The 17,645-nt window shown below is 58.3% G+C and carries 19 protein-coding genes and 1 pseudogene; 12 read left to right on the top strand and 8 right to left on the bottom strand.

What is annotated here, in order from left to right; translation table 11 throughout:
- Positions 1 to 179: 179 nt before the first annotated feature.
- The 7 genes from NR795_RS07705 to NR795_RS07675 all read right to left on the bottom strand — a co-directional run bounded on the left by NR795_RS07705 (position 180) and on the right by NR795_RS07675 (position 7,883).
- Complete coding sequence (locus tag NR795_RS07705) at positions 180 to 818, bottom strand: hypothetical protein (protein ID WP_257757810.1); 639 nt, start codon at positions 816 to 818, stop codon at positions 180 to 182.
- A gap of 282 nt (positions 819 to 1,100) precedes the next feature.
- Positions 1,101 to 1,907, bottom strand: coding sequence for a putrescine export ABC transporter ATP-binding protein SapF (gene sapF, locus NR795_RS07700; RefSeq protein WP_257757809.1), 807 nt, complete (start codon positions 1,905 to 1,907; stop codon positions 1,101 to 1,103).
- A gap of 1 nt (position 1,908) precedes the next feature.
- Positions 1,909 to 2,901 (bottom strand): putrescine export ABC transporter ATP-binding protein SapD, encoded by a 993-nt coding sequence (sapD, locus tag NR795_RS07695; protein WP_144814923.1) that lies wholly within the window; start codon positions 2,899 to 2,901, stop codon positions 1,909 to 1,911.
- Complete coding sequence (gene sapC / locus NR795_RS07690) at positions 2,901 to 3,791, bottom strand: putrescine export ABC transporter permease SapC (RefSeq protein WP_144814925.1); 891 nt, start codon at positions 3,789 to 3,791, stop codon at positions 2,901 to 2,903. The genes sapD and sapC overlap by 1 nt, the downstream gene beginning before the upstream one ends.
- Positions 3,778 to 4,743 (bottom strand): putrescine export ABC transporter permease SapB, encoded by a 966-nt coding sequence (gene sapB / locus NR795_RS07685; RefSeq protein WP_144814927.1) that lies wholly within the window; start codon positions 4,741 to 4,743, stop codon positions 3,778 to 3,780. The genes sapC and sapB overlap by 14 nt, the downstream gene beginning before the upstream one ends.
- Complete coding sequence (gene sapA, locus NR795_RS07680) at positions 4,740 to 6,386, bottom strand: ABC transporter substrate-binding protein SapA (protein WP_257757808.1); 1,647 nt, start codon at positions 6,384 to 6,386, stop codon at positions 4,740 to 4,742. Before sapA ends, sapB begins: the two co-directional genes overlap by 4 nt.
- Positions 6,387 to 6,476: 90 nt before the next feature.
- Positions 6,477 to 7,883 (bottom strand): MFS transporter, encoded by a 1,407-nt coding sequence (locus NR795_RS07675; protein ID WP_257757807.1) that lies wholly within the window; start codon positions 7,881 to 7,883, stop codon positions 6,477 to 6,479.
- Between the two features lie 141 nt (positions 7,884 to 8,024).
- Between NR795_RS07675 and NR795_RS07670 the strand changes: the two genes are divergently transcribed.
- The 5 genes and pseudogenes from NR795_RS07670 (at position 8,025) to NR795_RS07650 (ending at position 10,534) form a co-directional block, all read left to right on the top strand.
- Entirely contained in the window at positions 8,025 to 8,942 is a 918-nt protein-coding gene (locus NR795_RS07670; RefSeq protein ID WP_257757805.1) for a LysR family transcriptional regulator, read from the top strand.
- Positions 8,943 to 9,007: 65 nt separating this feature from the next.
- Entirely contained in the window at positions 9,008 to 9,352 is a 345-nt protein-coding gene (yajD, locus tag NR795_RS07665; RefSeq protein WP_103820051.1) for an HNH nuclease YajD, read from the top strand.
- Between the two features lie 203 nt (positions 9,353 to 9,555).
- Positions 9,556 to 10,131: a DUF4142 domain-containing protein gene (locus tag NR795_RS07660; RefSeq protein WP_257757804.1), complete on the top strand. Its 576-nt coding sequence runs from the start codon at positions 9,556 to 9,558 to the stop codon at positions 10,129 to 10,131.
- Between the two features lie 186 nt (positions 10,132 to 10,317).
- Positions 10,318 to 10,407 (top strand): annotated as a pseudogene (locus NR795_RS20700) (DUF5431 family protein); the annotation flags it as partial.
- A complete protein-coding gene (locus NR795_RS07650) occupies positions 10,376 to 10,534 on the top strand; it encodes a type I toxin-antitoxin system Hok family toxin (RefSeq protein ID WP_269134789.1) in 159 nt (52 codons plus the stop codon). The pseudogene NR795_RS20700 and the gene NR795_RS07650, both read left to right, overlap by 32 nt.
- A 122-nt stretch (positions 10,535 to 10,656) precedes the next feature.
- Here the strand turns inward: NR795_RS07650 and pspF are convergent, their stop codons facing one another.
- Positions 10,657 to 11,631, bottom strand: coding sequence for a phage shock protein operon transcriptional activator (gene pspF, locus NR795_RS07645; protein WP_144814941.1), 975 nt, complete (start codon positions 11,629 to 11,631; stop codon positions 10,657 to 10,659).
- Positions 11,632 to 11,798: 167 nt separating this feature from the next.
- Between pspF and pspA the strand changes: the two genes are divergently transcribed.
- The 7 genes from pspA to tyrR all read left to right on the top strand — a co-directional run bounded on the left by pspA (position 11,799) and on the right by tyrR (position 17,603).
- Positions 11,799 to 12,467: a phage shock protein PspA gene (gene pspA / locus NR795_RS07640; RefSeq protein WP_257757802.1), complete on the top strand. Its 669-nt coding sequence runs from the start codon at positions 11,799 to 11,801 to the stop codon at positions 12,465 to 12,467.
- Between the two features lie 65 nt (positions 12,468 to 12,532).
- The gene (pspB, locus tag NR795_RS07635; protein ID WP_042394252.1) at positions 12,533 to 12,757 is read left to right on the top strand and encodes an envelope stress response membrane protein PspB; all 225 of its coding nucleotides are present in this window, start codon (positions 12,533 to 12,535) and stop codon (positions 12,755 to 12,757) included.
- Positions 12,757 to 13,113, top strand: coding sequence for an envelope stress response membrane protein PspC (gene pspC / locus NR795_RS07630; RefSeq protein WP_144814948.1), 357 nt, complete (start codon positions 12,757 to 12,759; stop codon positions 13,111 to 13,113). Before pspB ends, pspC begins: the two co-directional genes overlap by 1 nt.
- Before the next feature lie 24 nt (positions 13,114 to 13,137).
- Entirely contained in the window at positions 13,138 to 13,356 is a 219-nt protein-coding gene (gene pspD / locus NR795_RS07625) for a phage shock protein PspD (protein WP_103820060.1), read from the top strand.
- A gap of 118 nt (positions 13,357 to 13,474) precedes the next feature.
- A complete protein-coding gene (locus NR795_RS07620) occupies positions 13,475 to 14,872 on the top strand; it encodes a YcjX family protein (RefSeq protein ID WP_144814951.1) in 1,398 nt (465 codons plus the stop codon).
- Entirely contained in the window at positions 14,869 to 15,930 is a 1,062-nt protein-coding gene (locus NR795_RS07615) for a YcjF family protein (protein ID WP_257757799.1), read from the top strand. The genes NR795_RS07620 and NR795_RS07615 overlap by 4 nt, the downstream gene beginning before the upstream one ends.
- 131 nt (positions 15,931 to 16,061) lie before the next feature.
- Positions 16,062 to 17,603 (top strand): transcriptional regulator TyrR, encoded by a 1,542-nt coding sequence (gene tyrR / locus NR795_RS07610; RefSeq protein WP_257757798.1) that lies wholly within the window; start codon positions 16,062 to 16,064, stop codon positions 17,601 to 17,603.
- Positions 17,604 to 17,645 lie beyond the last annotated feature (42 nt).

Here is a 17,645-nt window from a genome sequence, read left to right as displayed (position 1 = left end):
GTAGATCGTCTGAAAGCAGAGAAATAAGTCCAGAGCGTGGCGGCGAACTAACTCATAGAGTGGTCATGAATACGAGCAGTCGCCTGAAATGTTGGGCTACTTGGACTAATTATCGGATATGGTAAAGTGATATCCCAGCTATCAACCGGGAATTGATTTATGCTTTCGCACCTACATTATCAACGTTCGTAAGTTGTCCCGTCTGGGCGCATGTACATACCATCACTCAGATAAATGTCTTCGCCATCCTCAACACATAGGTCAGAATAAATATCGACCATGCTAGGTTCGACATTATTCGTCGAAATTCCATGAGCATCGTAGAGTTCAAAGAAGCGAGTGACCCATTCCTCGTTGACTTCATCTTGTATAGTTTTGCCTTGATCTATAGTAATGGAAAACATGGAGATGCAATTATTCTGAAAGCGGTCTACTTTTTTCTCAGGTTGAAGATGATTTTCTTGGGCTAACGTCTCAGCGACCGAAAAAAGGAGCTTCTGGTTTACTGGCAGCTTGTATCCGACAGTCAAACCACCCCCAGTGCGAATTCTCTCTTCGGGCCTCGTTGGTGTCTGCACTTCAAAAGAATTACCATCATCATTTTGAGCTAAAAAGCGGACGAAAACCGTGTCTCCACGGACTAACATCCAATCCTTTCCATGTTTTGGTTTCATTGCTTTAACTATCTGCGGTTGTAATGCTGACATGCTCATGGTGTTAGATACCGAAAAGAAAACATGAAAGAGATTATACCGGATAGAGTGTTTTTTTATAGCTCCGCTACTCTTGGCGAGCATCACAGAAAAGAGACGCTTCAAGCCAACGTCCGCTCCTGGCACTAAGCGGACATTGACAAACTGATGGCCCTCACGAGCAAACTAAACAGACCTGGAAAGGAAGCGCTGTGTTTTGTCGGGTAGAAAAGTCAGCATGTCAGGCAGACGAAGGGCGAAATGTTCTCGCCGCAGTACACCATGCGGTGGACAGATCAGCCGAACGTGCGGGCCAAATAAAGCCTGTTCCGCCGTGATTGCCCATCTGAAATGGGCAAATAGCACGTGTCGCCATATGTGTTAATCCGACCACCCTAAAGCGTGGCGCTAGCGGTCTTTTCGCCAGGCATCCGCCGTCAGCGCCTCGCCAAAATGGCCGGCAATCAAGCGTCGGGTCAGCTCGTGCAGGGGGGCGGCCAGCACGTCAGCGGTACTGCCACGCTCAACCACTTCGCCCTGGTGCATCACGATGACCTGGTCGCTGATATGTTTCATCATACCGATATGCTGAGTCACGTAGATATAAGAGATACCCTGTTTCTCCTGCAATTCCAGCATCAGGTTAATTAATTGCGAACGCATCGACATATCCAGCGACGCCAGGGCTTCATCCGCGACGATCACCTTCGGACGCAGGATCAGGGCGCGGGCCAGCCCCAAACGCTGTTTCTGGCCGGGGGCAAGCATATGGGGGTAGTAGCTGACGTGATCCGGCAGCAGCCCGACCATGCGCAGGGTCTCAATCACCCGCTGACGTCGTGCCTCAGGCGGCAGATCGGTATTCAGGCGCAGCGGGAAGTCGAGGATCTGCGAGATGCGCTGGCGCGGGTTCAGCGAGGTCGAGGGATCCTGAAAAATCATGCGGATGCGCTGGCTGCGAAACGAGTAGTCGCCATAGTGCAGGAGGCTATCGTCAATCAGCAGCTCGCCGGTGGTCGGCTCGATCATGCCCGCCAGCATCTTCGCCAGCGTCGATTTACCAGAGCCATTCTCACCGATGATCGCCAGAGTCTGCTTCTCTCGCAGGGTAAAGCTCAGCGGCTTAACCGCCTCTACCGTTTGGCGGTGGAACCAGCCGGTGCGGTAGCGGAAAGTTTTACTCAGGTTGCGTACTTCCAGCAGGGTGTCGACCATCTCACTCCTTCTCCATATTCAGCGGGAAATGACAGGCAAAGAGGTGATTTTTGGGTCCGGCCAGCAGGGGACGCTCAATGCATTTACGCTGGGCGTAGGGGCAGCGCGGCCCAAGACGGCAGCCAATCGGCAGATGCTCCAGCAGCGGGATCGCTCCCGGCAGCGTGTTCAGGCGGCTTTTATGCGGCATGGCGCTGCCAAAGTCAGGAATAGCGCGGATCAGCGCCTGAGTATAGGGGTGATGCGGCGTGGCGATCAGCTCCTCGCTCGGCGCGGTCTCTACGGTCTGGCCGCAATACATCACGTTGACCTTGTCAGCCCACTGGCTCAGCATCTGCAGATCGTGGCTGATCAGGATAATGGTGGTGTTGTTGTTTTGGTTGAGCCGGGTCAGCAGACGGAAAATCTGCGCCTGGGTGGTGGGCTCCATGGCGTTGGTCGGCTCATCGGCGATCAGCAAGCGCGGCTGGTTCGCCAGCGCAATGGCGATCATCACCTTCTGACACTCGCCGTCCGTCAGCTCGTAAGGGAAGCTGCGCATTGCATCTTTATGATCGCGAATGCCGACGCGGTGCAGGAGCTCAATGGCGCGCCGTTTCCGCCAGCCCATGCGTTGCCACCAGCGGCCTTTATAGGTCCAGGCCGGAATGTTCTGCATCAGCTGTTTACCAACGCGCTCCGACGGATCGAGACAGGACTGCGGCTCCTGAAAAATCATCGATACGTTATGACCGAGGATTTTCCGCCGCTCGCGCGCCGAGAGGCGCATCAGATCGACGTCGTCAAAGCGCATTCGGTCTGCGGTGACCCGCCAGTTATCTTTGGTCACGCCGCAGATCGCTTTGGCTATCAGGCTTTTGCCCGAGCCGGATTCGCCCACCAGACCGCGGATTTCGCCTTCGGCAAGGGTCAGCGTGACGCGATCGACGGCCCTGACCCAGCCTTCGCTGGTCTTGACCTCAATGGTCAGATTACGAATATCAAGTAGCGGCACTATTCCACCCCCGCATTGACCGCACGGCGGATCCCGTCGCCCAGCAGGTTAACCAGTAAAACGCTTACCATGATCGACACCCCCGGCAGCATCACTGTCCAGGGCGCGACGTAGATCAGCTCCAGCGCGTCGCCCAGCATCGCTCCCCACTCCGGGGAGGGCAGCTGCGCGCCGAGATCGAGAAAGCCCAGCGCGGCAATGTCGAGGATCGCCATCGAGAGCGCGCGGGTGATCTCGGTCACCAGGCCTGCGGTCATGTTCGGCAGTACCGCAAACCACAAAATATTGAGCGTCGTCGCGCCGTCCAGCCGCGCGGCAACCACGTACTCTTTCTCCAGCTCGTCGTGCACCATGCTATAGACCGAGCGTACCATCCTCGGCAGCAGCGCCAGCCAGACGGCGAACATAGCATGAGAGAGGTGTGGCCCGGCAAAGGCCACCACGATAATGGCCAGCAGCAGAGAGGGAATGGAGAGCAGCGTATCGAGCACATGGTTCAGCACCGCCGAACGCAGGCCGTGCGTTGCCCCGGCCACGACGCCCAGCACCAGGCCGCAGATCGTTGCCGCCAGGGTAACGACAAACGCACCGCCTACCGTTGGCGCCGCGCCGCTGAGGAGGCGACTAAGCACGTCCCGGCCAAGGTCATCCGTGCCGAGGAAGAAAGAGACATCCCCATAGCGCGACCACGAGGGCGGCAGCAGCTGGTAGCCGAGGAACTGCTGATCGATGCCGTAGGGCGCAAACCAGCGGCCAAAAATACAGAGCAGCACCAGCCCGGCGCAGCCGTACAGACCAATCATGGCAGTGGTATCGCCATAGAACTTGCGCCAGACCGTGCGCAGCGCGCCGGGGGTCTGCTTCTCGTTATAGACGTTATCGGAGGGCATACCACTCCTTATGTTTCAAAGGGTTCGCCAGCGCGCCCAGGATGTCAGAGAGAACGTTAACAATAATCACCAGTGCGCCAATCACCATCACCCCGGCAGAGATAGCCGCATAGTCCTGCTGGCGGATGGCATTGATCACCCAGCGCCCCAGCCCAGGCCAGCTAAACACCATCTCGGTGATCATCGCCAGTGTTAGCATCGTGGAAAACTGTAGCCCCAGACGGGGGATCACCGGCGGCAAGGCGTTGTGCAGCACGTGGCGGCGCAGAATGCTCAGACGCGATAGCCCACGCGTAGCGGCGGCCTTGATGTAGTTCTGCTCAAACACCTCGATGGTGCTGAGGCGCATCAGGCGGATCACCTCGGTGGTCGGCGCGACCGCCAGGGTCAGCACCGGCAGCACCATATGCCGCAGCGCGCTGATGATCATCTCCTCGCGCCATATCGACTCTGACAGCCAGGCGTCAATCAACGCAAAGCCGGTGACCGTTTTGACCTCATAAAGCAGATCGAAGCGGCCCGATACCGGCAGCCAGCCCAGCGTCAATGAGAAAAAGAGGGTCAGCAGCAGCGCCAGCCAGAAGATAGGGATCGAGAAGCCAATCAGGGCCAGGGCGCTGATGAACTTATCCTGCCATTTGCCGCGCATAATACCGGCCATCATGCCCACAGGAATACCCACTACCAGCGCGAAGCCAAAGGCGAGAATACAGAGCTCCATGGTGGCCGGGAAGACCTCTTTAAGCTGCTCGGAGATCAGCTGGCCGTTAATGCTGGAGACACCGAAATCCCAGTGCAGTACCCCTTTGAACCAGAAGAACCAGGCGTTCCACAGGGATGCTCCTTGCAGCGGCGCGTGAGGGGTAAAGTAGCTCAGGCTAAAGCCTACAAAGGTCAGCAGAAAGAGCGTGACCAGCAGCAGCAGCAGGCGGCGCAGGGTAAAGATGATCATGGTTGCTTCACCTCTTCTTTTTGCGGTTCGCGCGAGACGCCGGCAAACGAGGCGTTGCCAAACGGGCTCAGAACAAGACCTTTAATATCGTAGCGGTAGGCCTGCAGGCGCAGGGAAGAGGCCAGCGGCAGCACCGGCAACTCGCGAGCGAGGATCGTCTGCGCCTCATCGTAGGCTTCAATGCGCGATACCAGCTGCTGGGAGGTCAGCGCTTTCTGCAATATGGTATCAAACTCCCGGTGGCACCAGTGGGCAAAGTTCGTTTGCGACTCAATGGCGGCGCAGCTAAGCAGCGGACGGAAGAAGCTGTCCGGATCGTTGCTGTCCGTCGACCAGCCGGAGAGGGTCAGGTCATGATTCATATCCATCAGCCTCGCTTCCTGGAAACGCCCCTCGACGGGAACAATCATCACCTTAACGCCGACCTGAGCCATATCGGCCTGGATAAGTTCGGCGGTTTTCAGCGGGCTGGGGTTCCACGCCTGGGAGCTGGTCGGCACCCATAGCTGCAGGGTCATGTTCTCCAGCCCCAGCGCGGCCAGCTGCTGTTTGGCTTTTTCCGGGTTGTATTCAGTGATTTTCGCCTCGCTGTCATAGGCCCAGGAGGCTCGGGGCAGGATCGAGGCGGCGGTCTCTGCCGTGCCGTAATAGATCGACTGCATCAGACGCTGGTTGTTGATCGCCAGCGCCAGCGCGTGACGGACGGCTGGGTTATTCAGCGGCGCTTTGTCGGTATTAAACGCCAGATAAGCGATGTTCATCCCCGGGCGCAGGGTCAGACGCAGGCGCGGATCGTCGCGTAAAATCGTCAGCTGGCTGGCGGCAGGCCATGCCAGCACATCACATTCGCCGGTTAGCAGCTTCGATAGCCGCCCGGTTCCTCCGGAGCCGAGATCGACCACCACCTGTGGCATCAGCGGCTGGCCGCGCCAGAACTGTGGGTGGCGCTGGAGACGGATATACTGGCCGGTGCGGTACTCGGCAAGCTGGAACGGACCGGTGCCTACCGGCTGGCGATCCAGTAGCTCCTGACGATCGCGCTTAGCCAACTGGTCTGCGTACTCAGCCGACATCACCGAGGCGTAGTGCGTTGCCAGATGCCACAGGAACGAGGCGTCCGGCTTTTTCAGGCGAAACTCCACCGTGCGACTGTCCAGCTTGCGTACGCTTTCTACCGAGTCAGCAAACTGTAAGCTATCAAAATAGGGGAAGCTGCTGCCGTTGACGTTATGCCAGGGGTGGCGGCGATCGAAAATGCGCTGGAAGCTAAAAACGACGTCGTCGGCGTTGAGCGCCCGGCCCGGGGTAAACCACGGCGTTTTTTGAAAAGCAACGTTGCTCCGCAGGCGGAAACGGTAGGTCGCGCCGTTATCCAGCACCTCCCAGCTCTCTGCCAGCTCGGGTACCAGACGATAGGTGTAAGGATCCACATCCAGCAGGCGATCGTAAAGCTGGGCTGCCAGGGTATCCACAATCAGACCGCTGCTCGCTTTTTGCGGATTGAAGGTATTAACCTGGCCATTGACACAGTAGACAAAACCGCTTTCACGAATATCCGCCGCAGCGGGATCCACAGGCGCAGCCTGGACGTGTCCGCTTAACAGGCCGACTGCCATGAGCAGGGAAGATATAATCAGGCGCATAATTTCTTTAACTGTAAGACCGATTTACAAAGTGTATCGCACTTAACAGGCTCACGTAAAAATGTCTGCGGGTAAGCGGCGTAAAAGTCGTCAATCAGGCTGTTTTCGTATGCGGCTTAGGCTAAACAGGAGGGCCAGCACGGTCGCCAGCACCGCAATCCACAGGCTCAGGCGAACCGCGCCTGCCGCCTGAGCGCCAGCGGGTGCCAAGACCGCCAGGATGACGCCCACCAACGCCCCGCCCAGACACTGCCCGAAAGTACGCATAATGGCCAGTACGCCTGAGGCATAGCCGCTGTTCTCCCGCGAGGCGTTTGCCAGCATCTCACGATTGTTGGGACTTTGAAAAAAGCCGAAGCCGAGTCCGCAAACCAGGCTGCGGATGCCAATATCCCATGACTGGGCCTGGTCAGGAAGCAGCGCCAGCAGCGTTAACCCCAGCGTAAAAATCCCTAAACCAAGCGTAGAGATCAGCGCGGCGGGGTAGCGATCGGCAAGACGTCCTGCATGGGGCGCGGCCAGCATAATACCCAGCGGCCAGGGGGTGAACAGCAGCGCCGAGGTAAAGACGCTGTAGCCATACACGCTTTGGAACAGGAAGGGCAGAGCAATAAACGTCATCCCCTGGCTCACGAATGAGGCCAGCGAGGTGAGCGCCGCCAGTGAAAAGCGCGCCGAGGCAAAGAGTTCCAGCGGCATGAGCGGCTGTGGCGCACGACGCTGACGCCCGATAAACAGCAGCCCGGCGGCCATCGCCACGCCACCATAGCCTGCTGCGATCCACAGCTGCGTTTGCGGCGAGCCGGGCCGGGAGAAGGCGTTTGCCGCCATAATGAATCCGCCCAGCATCAGCGCTGAAAGCGCCGCCCCGGCGATATCAAAGGGGCCGCGTCCGGGCGTGCTGTTATTGGGGATCGCCTGCAGCGTCAGCGTTAGCGCGATTGCTCCCAGCGGGATATTAATGGCAAACAGCCACTGCCAGCTCAGCGCTTCCAACAGCGTACCGCCCAGCACCGGCGCGATAGCCGTGCTGGTGGCGATCAGCAGGGCGTGCAGACCCAGAATACGCCCCAGCAGGCGAGTAGGGAAAACAGAACGCAGGATCGCTGGAGCAATACTTAAGGTCGCTGCGCCGCCAATCCCCTGCACGATGCGCCAGCCTGTCAGCGTCGAGAGCGAAGAGGAGAGGGCGCAGCCCAGCGAGGCCAGCGTAAACAGGCTCAGTCCAAAGGCAAACAGGGTGCGAAAGCCAACGCGGCGGGCAAGCGCGGCAAAAATTGCCAGCGTCATCGCGGCCGATAGCAGATAGCCATTGGCGACCCACACGGCGGACTGAGCAGGTACCGCCAGCGCATGGGCGATGGGCGGCAGCGCAACGTTGACGATGGCCCCGTCAAACACGGCCATGGTGGTGCTGGTCATCACCGCAGCCATCGCCAGGGCCCGTTCGCGCCCGGCTAAACCTTCATCCCCGGATCTTGTAGAGAAAAGCTCCACGCTGTTCACCTCTTTTATGTTTCTGCCTTCGATCTGTAAAGCGTAATCAGAGTTGAGGTCTGGCGGAAGACGCAGCGTTTGCACTAATAACCTGCACCAGACGCCTTCCCTCAAACCAAATCAGCAGAGTAAGATACATGTATGAACGTACCCGATTTGAACCTGCTTATCGCTCTCGACGCGCTGCTGGCTGAAGCCAGCGTAGCGGGGGCTGCACGTCGTTTAGGGCTGAGCGCATCGGCGATGAGCCGTACGCTCAGCCGCCTGCGCGCGACCACCGGCGATCCGTTGCTGGTGCGCGCTGGCCGCCACATGGTGTTAACGCCGCATGCAGAAGCCATTCGCGAACGCACGCAGCACACGCTGTTTGACACCCTGACGCTGCTGAGACCCTCTCCGGCCGAACTGGCGTTGTCGACGCTGGAGCGCACGTTCGTGCTGCGCACTAACGAGGGTTTCATTGAGGCCTTTGGTCCAACGCTGATTGTGGCGGCGGCGACGTGCGCACCGCACGTGCGTCTGCGCTTTGTTGCCCGCGCCGAAAAGAGCGCAAAGGCGCTGCGTGAAGGGCTGGTCGATCTCGAGGTAGGCGTGCTCGGTGAGATGGGCCCCGAGATCCGCATTCAGACGCTGTTTCGCGATCGTTTTGTCGGCGTGGTGCGCCCCGGACATCCGCTGGCGATGCTGCCGGAGGTGGGCATCAGTGACTACCTTGCACATGGCCACGTGGTCGCCTCCCGTAGGGGGCACACCGCTGGGCCGGTGGATATGGCGCTGGCTGAGCGGGGGCTTGAGCGGACTATCGCTGCTGTTGTACCCGGCTTTCCCGCTGCGCTGGCGGTGGTTCAGGCCTCCGATCTGGTGGGGCTGATCCCCGCCTCGTTTCTTATCCATCAGCCTGCCGCAGCGTATAGCATGTTTGAACTGCCGGTAAAGGTGCCTGGCATTACGCTCTCCCAGATGTGGCATCCGCGCGCCGAGGCCGATCCGGCGCACCGCTGGCTGCGGCAGTTTGTGCTGGAAGTCTGCCGTAAGCATGCCCCGGCTCCCCATCAGTGATTGGCGAGCGTCGTGCATTGGCATACTATAGCGGCATACTTTCGTTACCGTAAGGATTGCCCGTCATGGCTATCATTCCTAAAAACTACGCCCGTCTGGAGTCAGACTACCGGGAAAGGGCGCTGAAGATTTATCCGTGGGTATGCGGGCGCTGCTCGCGTGAATTTGTTTACTCGAACCTGCGCGAGCTAACGGTGCATCATATCGACCACGACCACACCAATAACCCACCGGACGGCAGTAACTGGGAGTTGCTGTGCCTCTACTGCCACGATCACGAACACTCGAAATATACCGAGGCCGATCAGTACGGTACAACCGTGGTTGCGGGAGAAGACGCACAGAAGGATGTGGGCGCGGCAACCTATAATCCGTTCGCTGACTTGAAAGCGATGCTTAATAAGAAGTAATGCCATGAAGACAGATCGCCGTGGGGCGGCTGTCTTCAACTTCCCTATCTCCTGACCTGCTTCGATTAGGACTTTGGCTTAATCTGCTGCCTTATATCATTGTTCCACTATACTGAACTGACCATTGCAGTTGTAATTAAATAAGAAACTGCGCACGGTTAATTACCTCGTATAACCCTACCCATGGTCATCAGGAGAACACTATGCAGAAGAGCACAACCTTGAAAGGGCTACTCGCCGTATCAGCAGTCGTCGCTATGTTCAGCACTGCTGGCGTGCAAGCCCAGACGCAGCCCAGCGTGGCGCAGAAAGATGCCGCAGGCCAGACCGGCTCGAATGCTAAACTCAGCGCCGGTGATGAAAAAGCGGTGAAGGACATGGCGCAGGCCAATATCAATGAAATTGCCGCCGCCAAGATCGCACTGAACAAGGCCAAAAGCAGCGACGTCAAAGCCTTCGCTCAGAAGATGGTTGACGATCACGGTGCTGCCTTGACTAAGGTACAGACCGTGGCTGAGCAAAAAGGCGTGACGCTGCCGACTGAGCCGGACGCCATGCACAAGGCCATGGCCGCCAACCTGGAAAAGCAGAGCGGCGACGCATTTGACAAAATGTATATGGAAAACGCCGGCACCAAAGATCACCAGATGGTGCTGTCGAAGCTGCAGAGTGATGCCAAAATGATCAAGGATCCGGATGTGAAGGCGCTGGCCGACGCGCATACGCCGGTGGTTGAGCAGCATCTAAAATCCGCCCAGCAGATGTCTGAAGATAAGTAACTGGGTAGTAGCCATCTACCAGTACGTTATGCGGCGTGCGCCGCAACAGGTTGAAAACAGATAGAGTAGAATAGCCGTGGCGCTTGAGGCTTTTTGCCTCATAACGTAGAAGCGGTAAAGATGTGCTGAGGCAGAAAGAAGAAAGCCCCGAAGGTCATTTTTCAATTAACCAACGAGGCCGACTCTATGTCTAGACAACATCAGAGTAGCCGTTTACCCGCCGCAAGGCAAGGAGAAGAAGGCTATGAAGCTGCCATGGAACGCTCTCATCTGGTGCGTATTAATAGTGTGCTTAACGCTGCTGGTATTCACCTGGCTGACGCGAAAATCACTGTGTGAAATTCGCTATAGAGATGGGAGCAGGGAGGTAGCTGCTTCGATGGCTTACGAATCCGGTAAGTAGCAACTTGGGGCGGGGGCAACCCCGCCTTTTCATCACTGATGGTGCCGGGCATTGCAAGCGCCTTTATAAGAGGCTGTCAGCTTAGGCTGGCAGTCTCTTTTTTGTTCTATCTATCCCGCGTGCTACAGCCCATGCTTTTTCAACAGCGCTCTCAGCTGGTGGTAGGTCAGACTAAGCAACTCTGCGGCGCGCTTCTGGTTAAATTTAGCCTGCTGTAGCGCTGCCTCCAGCAGGGTCTTCTCCTGCTCAGTCTGGAACTGGCGCAGATCAAGCGGCAGCCCTGGTGCGGGGGAGAGCGCTTCTGCAACCGGCTCGGGAGAGGCGGTGCGCTGGAAAGGATCGATAATAATCTCATCCAGCGCCACCTCGCTGGTGCCGTGGCGGTAGACCGAGCGCTCTACTACGTTCTTCAGCTCGCGAATATTACCCGGCCAGCGGTAGTCCAGCAGCGTCTCCCTGGCGCGTTCGGTAAAGCCGGGAAACAGCGACAGCCGCAGCTCGCGGCACATCTGGATCGCGAAGTGCTCTGCCATCAGCATAATATCGCTCTGGCGCTCGCGCAGGGGCGGGAGCTGCACCACGTCAAAGGCTAACCGATCAAGCAGATCGGCCCGGAACGTGCCGTCGCGTACCATTTCAGGCAGATCGGCATTGGTAGCGCATACCAGCCGAACGTTGACCTGCAGCGGCTGGCTCCCGCCGACGCGCTCCAGCTCGCCGTACTCAATCACCCGCAGCAGCTTCTCCTGGACCAGCATCGGGGCCGTAGCCAGCTCGTCGAGAAACAGTGTGCCACCGTCGGCGCGCTCGAATCGGCCAGGATGACGACGCTGCGCCCCGGTAAAGGCCCCGGCTTCATGACCAAACAGCTCGGTGTCCAGCAGGTTTTCATTAAGCGCAGCGCAGTTCAGCGAGATAAACGGCCCGTCCCAGCGCCCGGAGAGAAAGTGCAGGCGGTTGGCGATCAGTTCTTTGCCCGTTCCGCGCTCGCCAATAATCAGCACCGGCTTATCCAGCGGGGCGAGGCGTGAAACCTGCTCCAGCACTTCCAGGAAGCTGTTGGCCTCGCCGAGAAGATTATCCTTGTATTCCGCCATGATGAAATTCGCTATTAGTTAGTGTTATTCACCACTGTAGTCCAAAATGCCGCAGCGGTAAAATTAATCAACTCTTTTACAATCAATAAGATGAAAAGTTGGCACGGGTCTTGTATTAACTAATCAGCAGGGCTTAGCCCGATTACATAAAATATGAGGATTACATTATGGGTATTTTTTCTCGTTTTGCCGACATCGTGAACGCCAACATCAACTCTCTGCTGGAGAAGGCGGAAGATCCACAGAAACTGGTGCGCCTGATGATTCAGGAGATGGAAGACACTCTGGTTGAAGTGCGCTCTACCTCTGCACGTGCGCTGGCTGAAAAGAAACAGCTGTCGCGTCGTATTGAGCAGGCCACCGCCCAGCAGGCGGAATGGCAGGAGAAAGCTGAACTGGCGCTGCGTAAAGAGAAAGAGGACCTGGCCCGCGCTGCTCTGATTGAAAAACAGAAGCTGACCGACATCATCATCACCCTTGAACAGGAAGTGATTCTGGTTGATGAAACGTTGGCCCGCATGAAAAAAGAGATTGGTGAGCTGGAGAACAAACTCAGCGAGACCCGTGCGCGTCAGCAGGCACTGACCCTGCGTCACCAGGCCGCCAGCTCTTCCCGCGACGTACGCCGTCAGCTGGACAGCGGTAAGCTGGACGAAGCCATGGCACGTTTTGAATCCTTCGAGCGTCGTATCGACCAGATGGAAGCCGAAGCGGAGAGCCACGGTTTTGGCAAGCAGAAGTCGTTGGACCAGGAGTTTGCCGAGCTGAAAGCGAGCGATGAAATCAGCGAGCAGCTGGCGCAGCTGAAAGCCAAAATGAAACAAGATATTCAATAATAACAAACGATGAACACTACCGGGCGGCGTCCATTTATGCCGCCCCTCATCTGTAAGGAGTACACATGAGCGCGCTATTTTTGGCTATTCCCCTGACCCTGTTTGTATTGTTTGTCCTGCCGGTCTGGCTCTGGCTGCACTACAACAACCGCAGCGGTCGCGATGCGCTCTCGCAAAGCGAGCAGCAGCGCCTGGCCCAGCTCAACGACGAAGCAAAACGGATGCGCGAGCGGATAGCCTCTCTGGAAGCTATTCTTGATGCAGAGCACCCGAACTGGAGGGATCGCTAATGAATGAATTTTTTAACAAAAAACTGTGGCGAATTCCCCAGCAGGGAATGGTGAAAGGCGTCTGCGCCGGCATTGCCCATTATCTTGACGTACCTGTGAAGCTGGTACGTTTGATTACGGTGCTGGCGATGCTTTTTGGCCTGTTCCTCTTTGTGGTGCTCGCCTACATCATTCTTACCTTTGTGCTCGATCCGATGCCGGAGGGGGGAATGGATGGCGAAGCGGCACCCACCAGCAGCGAACTGCTGAATGCGGTGGACGCGGAGCTGGCCTCGGGCGAGAAGCGTTTACGCGAGATGGAGCGCTACGTCACCTCCGACACCTTCTCGCTGCGCAGCCGCTTCCGTCAGCTCTGATTTAATGACCTAACGAGGTAAATGATGAATAGCAAATGGCAACAGACCGGCAAGAAAGCCAAACCGGCACTGAAAATTGCAGGCAAGCTGGTGCTGCTGACCGCGCTGCGCTACGGCCCGGCGGGCGTAGCGGGCTGGGCCATCAAATCCGTGGCGCGCCGTCCGGTGAAAATGCTGCTGGCGCTGGCGCTGGAGCCGATGCTTAAACGCCTCGCGACGCGCGTATCGCGCAACATGAAATAATTCCCTGGCGGCGCAACCTTTGCGCCGCTTGCTTTTGTTGGGCGTGGATCCACTGCACCTGCCGCTTTATACTCCTTCTCTTATTGATACATTCACTTCAGGGCAAAACAGGATGGCTATGAAGCGATTTAAATCTGAGCTTAACGCCCTCGTTAATCGCGGCGTCGACAGGCATCTGCGCCTGGCCGTCACCGGTCTGAGCCGCAGCGGCAAAACGGCGTTTATCACCGCGATGGTCCACCAGCTTTTGAATATTCATAACGGCGCGCGCCTGCCGCTTTTCAGCGCGGTTCGTGAGGAGCGCCTGCTGGGCGTAAAGCGGGTGCCGCAGCGCGATTTCGGTACTCCGCGCTTTACCTGGGATGAGGGCATTGCCCAGCTCTATGGTACGCCACCGACGTGGCCAACGCCGACGCGCGGCGTCAGCGAGATGCGTCTGGCTCTGCGCTACCGCTCAAACGACTCCCTGCTGCGCCATTTCACCGACAGCGCCACCCTTTACTTAGAGATTGTTGACTATCCCGGCGAGTGGCTGCTGGATCTGCCTATGCTGGCGCAGGACTACACCAGCTGGTCACGACAGATGACCGGTATGTTACAGGGTCACCGAAAGGAGTGGTCCGCTCGCTGGCGTCAGCTTTGTGCAGGGCTGGATCCGCTGGCTCCGGCCGATGAAAACCGACTGGCAGAGATTGCCGATGCCTGGACGGCGTACCTGCACCAGTGCAAGGCCGAGGGGCTGCACTTTATCCAGCCGGGGCGCTTTATATTGCCGGGCGAGATGGCCGGTGCGCCTGCGCTTCAGTTCTTCCCCTGGCCGGACGTTGACGATACGGGCGAGGCGAAGCTGGCCCAGGCGGATAAGAGCAGCAACGCCGGGATGCTGCGCGAGCGCTTCAACTACTACTGTGAAAACGTGGTTAAAGGGTTCTATAAAAACTACTTCCTGCGCTTCGATCGGCAGATTGTGCTGGTGGACTGTCTGCAACCGCTCAACAGCGGGCCGCAGGCGTTTAACGACATGCGTCTCGCGCTCACCCAGCTGATGCAGAGCTTTCACTACGGGCAGCGGACGCTGTTTCGTCGCCTGTTCTCACCGGTTATCGACAAACTGCTGTTTGCCGCCACCAAAGCCGATCACGTTACTGTCGATCAGCATGCCAATATGGTCTCTCTGCTCCAGCAGCTCGTCACCGACGCCTGGCAAAACGCCGCCTTTGAGGGGATCGATATCGACTGCCTGGGTCTGGCGGCGGTACAGGCCACGGAGAGCGGCCTGGTGGACGTCAACGGTGACAAAATCCCGGCGCTGCGTGGGGATCGCCTCAGCGATGGCAAACCGCTAACGGTCTATCCAGGCGATGTTCCCGCCCGGCTGCCGGGGCAGGCGTTCTGGGAGAAGCAGGGCTTTCAGTTTGAAGCCTTTCGTCCGCGGGTGATGGATGTGGATACCCCGATGCCGCACATTCGTCTTGATGCGGCGCTGGAATTTTTACTGGGAGATAAGCTGCGATGAACGAGCCCATCAAACCACGCGTCGATTTTACCGAACAGCCTGCAATGCCGGTGCGTGAAGAGTTCAAGGCCGCGCAGGCGTTTAGCGATGCCGAGGCGGGAGAGTTTACGCCGCTGCAGGCTGAAGAGATACTGACCGATACGCCACAGCCGGAAGCGAGCGTTGAGGCGGCGCTGCGGCCCCGGCGCAGCCTCTGGCGCACAATGGTGCTGGCCGGGCTGGCGCTGTTTGGCATCAGCGTGGTTGGGCAGGGAGTGCAGTGGGCGATGGACGCCTGGCAAACCCACGACTGGGTGGCGCTGGGTGGCTGTGCTGCGGGGGCGCTTATCGTCGGCGCGGGGGTAGGATCCGTGGCCGGTGAGTGGCGGCGGCTGTGGCGGCTGCGTCAGCGGGCAGAGGCTCGCGACGAGGCCAGCCTGCTGTTGCACAGCCATGGCACGGGCAAAGGACGCGATTTCTGCGAGAGGCTGGCCCGCCAGGCGGGTATCGACCAGGCGCATCCTGCTCTGCAACGCTGGTACGCCGCCATTCACGAGACGCAAAGCGACCGGGAGATCGTCACGCTCTATGCGCGGCTGGTGCAGCCGGTGGTGGATGCGCAAGCCCGGCGCGAAATCAGCCTTTCGGCAGCGGGTTCAACGCTGATGATTGCCGTCAGTCCGCTGGCGTTGGTTGACATGGCGTTTATTGCCTGGCGCAACCTGCGGCTGATTAACCGCATTGCCAGACTCTATGGCATCGAGCTGGGCTACTTCAGCCGATTGCGGCTGTTTCGCCTGGTGCTGCTCAACATTGCCTTTGCCGGAGCCAGCGAAGTGGTGCGCGAGGTGGGAATGGACTGGCTGTCGCAGGATCTCGCCGCCCGGCTTTCCGCTCGCGCCGCGCAGGGGATTGGTGCCGGGCTGCTCACCGCCCGTCTCGGTATCAAGGCGATGGAGCTATGCCGTCCGCTGCCCTGGCTGGAGGATGATAAACCCCGGCTGGCCGATTTCCGCCGTCAGCTTATCGGTGAGCTTAAGGCCAATATGCAGCGCAGCGGCGCGCAAAAGCGTGATTGAACGCTTATCTTTACGCCATGGCGGTGGGTTTTCCACCGCTCTGTCAATAATTGTTGACAGATAGCTTCCTGACTGCCGATAAGTGTCTTATCATTCTTAGATATATTGACTGTTTAAGGGTGGCAACTCCCATGCGTCTTGAAGTCTTTTGTGAAGACCGACTTGGTCTGACCCGCGAGCTGCTGGATCTGCTGGTGCTCAGGGGAATCGATTTACGCGGCATTGAGATCGACCCCATCGGCCGGATCTACCTCAATTTTGCTGAACTGGAATTTAATGACTTCAGCAGCCTGATGGCTGAAATTCGCCGCATCTCCGGCGTGACCGACGTGCGCACCGTCTTATGGATGCCCTCCGAGCGCGAGCATCGCGCTATGGGTGCTCTGCTGGAGGCGCTGCCCGAGCCGGTGCTCTCCGTGGATATGAAAAGCAAGGTTGAGCTGGCGAACCAGGCCAGCTGTCAGCTTTTTGGTCAGAGCCAGGCCCGGCTGCGCAACCACACCGCCCCTCAGCTGATTAACGGCTTTAACTTCCAGCGCTGGCTGGAGGGCAATCCGCAGGCGTCGCACCATGAGCACGTGGTCATCAACGGGCAGAACTTCTTAATGGAGATCACCCCGGTACATCTCGAAGGCGAGGCCGGCGATCTGCTGCTCACCGGCGCGGTGGTGATGCTGCGATCGACTATCCGCATGGGTCGCCAGCTACAGGATCTGGTCAGCCAGGATGCCAGCGCCTTCAATCAGATTGTGGCCGCCAGCCCGAAGATGCGTCACGTCATCGACCAGGCTCGCAAGCTGGCCATGCTCAGCGCGCCGCTGTTAATCGTTGGCGATACCGGCACCGGCAAAGATCTGCTGGCCCATGCCTGCCACCTTGCCAGCCCGCGCGCGGCGAAGCCCTACCTGGCCCTGAACTGCGCCTCTATCCCTGAGGATGCGGTAGAGAGTGAGCTGTTTGGCCATGCGCCGGAAGGCAAAAAAGGGTTCTTCGAGCAGGCCAACGGCGGCTCGGTGCTGCTGGATGAGATCGGCGAGATGTCGCCGCGCATGCAGGTGAAGCTGCTGCGCTTCCTGAATGATGGTACTTTCCGCCGCGTCGGAGAGGATCACGAGGTTCACGTTGACGTGCGGGTGATCTGCGCAACCCAGCGGAATCTGGTGGAGCTGGTGCAGAAGGGGATTTTCCGGGAAGATCTCTACTATCGTCTGAACGTGCTGACGCTGGATCTGCCTCCGCTGCGCGATCGTCCTCAGGACATCATGCCGTTGACCGAGCTGTTCGTGGCCCGCTTTGCCGACGAACAGGGCGTCCCACGTCCCAAGCTCGCTGCCGATCTCAGTAACGTCCTGACCCGCTACAGCTGGCCGGGCAACGTGCGTCAGTTGAAAAACGCGGTCTACCGTGCGCTGACGCAGCTGGAAGGGTACGAGCTGCGCCCGCAGGACATTCTGCTGCCGGACTACGATGCGGGAACCGTGGCGGTAGGGGAAGAGGCGATGGAGGGATCGCTGGACGATATTACCAGCCGCTTTGAACGGTCGGTCTTGATTCAGCTCTATCGCAGCTACCCCAGCACGCGCAAGCTGGCGAAACGGTTGGGGGTGTCACACACTGCTATCGCCAATAAGTTGCGGGAATATGGTTTAAGCCAGAAGAAGGGCGAGGAGTAAAACAAGAGAGCCTTCAGCGATGAAGGCTCTTTTTTAATGCGG

Source organism: Pseudescherichia sp. L3, from assembly GCF_024656065.1.
Taxonomy (GTDB): domain Bacteria; phylum Pseudomonadota; class Gammaproteobacteria; order Enterobacterales; family Enterobacteriaceae; genus Pseudescherichia.
The sequence above is the reverse complement of the archived record's forward strand: the minus strand, read 5'-3'. Positions and strand labels throughout refer to the sequence as shown.

Excerpts from the sequence above, each read along its gene's own strand:
- sapF (WP_257757809.1), bottom strand. The coding sequence starts at position 1,907 with ATGGTCGACACCCTGCTGGAAGTACGCAACCTGAGTAAAACTTTCCGC.
- sapC (WP_144814925.1), bottom strand. The coding sequence starts at position 3,791 with ATGCCCTCCGATAACGTCTATAACGAGAAGCAGACCCCCGGCGCGCTG.
- sapB (WP_144814927.1), bottom strand. The coding sequence starts at position 4,743 with ATGATCATCTTTACCCTGCGCCGCCTGCTGCTGCTGCTGGTCACGCTC.
- sapA (WP_257757808.1), bottom strand. The coding sequence starts at position 6,386 with ATGCGCCTGATTATATCTTCCCTGCTCATGGCAGTCGGCCTGTTAAGC.
- NR795_RS07670 (WP_257757805.1), top strand. The coding sequence starts at position 8,025 with ATGAACGTACCCGATTTGAACCTGCTTATCGCTCTCGACGCGCTGCTG.
- yajD (WP_103820051.1), top strand. The coding sequence starts at position 9,008 with ATGGCTATCATTCCTAAAAACTACGCCCGTCTGGAGTCAGACTACCGG.
- NR795_RS07660 (WP_257757804.1), top strand. The coding sequence starts at position 9,556 with ATGCAGAAGAGCACAACCTTGAAAGGGCTACTCGCCGTATCAGCAGTC.
- NR795_RS07650 (WP_269134789.1), top strand. The coding sequence starts at position 10,376 with ATGAAGCTGCCATGGAACGCTCTCATCTGGTGCGTATTAATAGTGTGC.
- pspF (WP_144814941.1), bottom strand. The coding sequence starts at position 11,631 with ATGGCGGAATACAAGGATAATCTTCTCGGCGAGGCCAACAGCTTCCTG.
- pspA (WP_257757802.1), top strand. The coding sequence starts at position 11,799 with ATGGGTATTTTTTCTCGTTTTGCCGACATCGTGAACGCCAACATCAAC.
- pspB (WP_042394252.1), top strand. The coding sequence starts at position 12,533 with ATGAGCGCGCTATTTTTGGCTATTCCCCTGACCCTGTTTGTATTGTTT.
- pspC (WP_144814948.1), top strand. The coding sequence starts at position 12,757 with ATGAATGAATTTTTTAACAAAAAACTGTGGCGAATTCCCCAGCAGGGA.
- pspD (WP_103820060.1), top strand. The coding sequence starts at position 13,138 with ATGAATAGCAAATGGCAACAGACCGGCAAGAAAGCCAAACCGGCACTG.
- NR795_RS07620 (WP_144814951.1), top strand. The coding sequence starts at position 13,475 with ATGAAGCGATTTAAATCTGAGCTTAACGCCCTCGTTAATCGCGGCGTC.
- NR795_RS07615 (WP_257757799.1), top strand. The coding sequence starts at position 14,869 with ATGAACGAGCCCATCAAACCACGCGTCGATTTTACCGAACAGCCTGCA.
- tyrR (WP_257757798.1), top strand. The coding sequence starts at position 16,062 with ATGCGTCTTGAAGTCTTTTGTGAAGACCGACTTGGTCTGACCCGCGAG.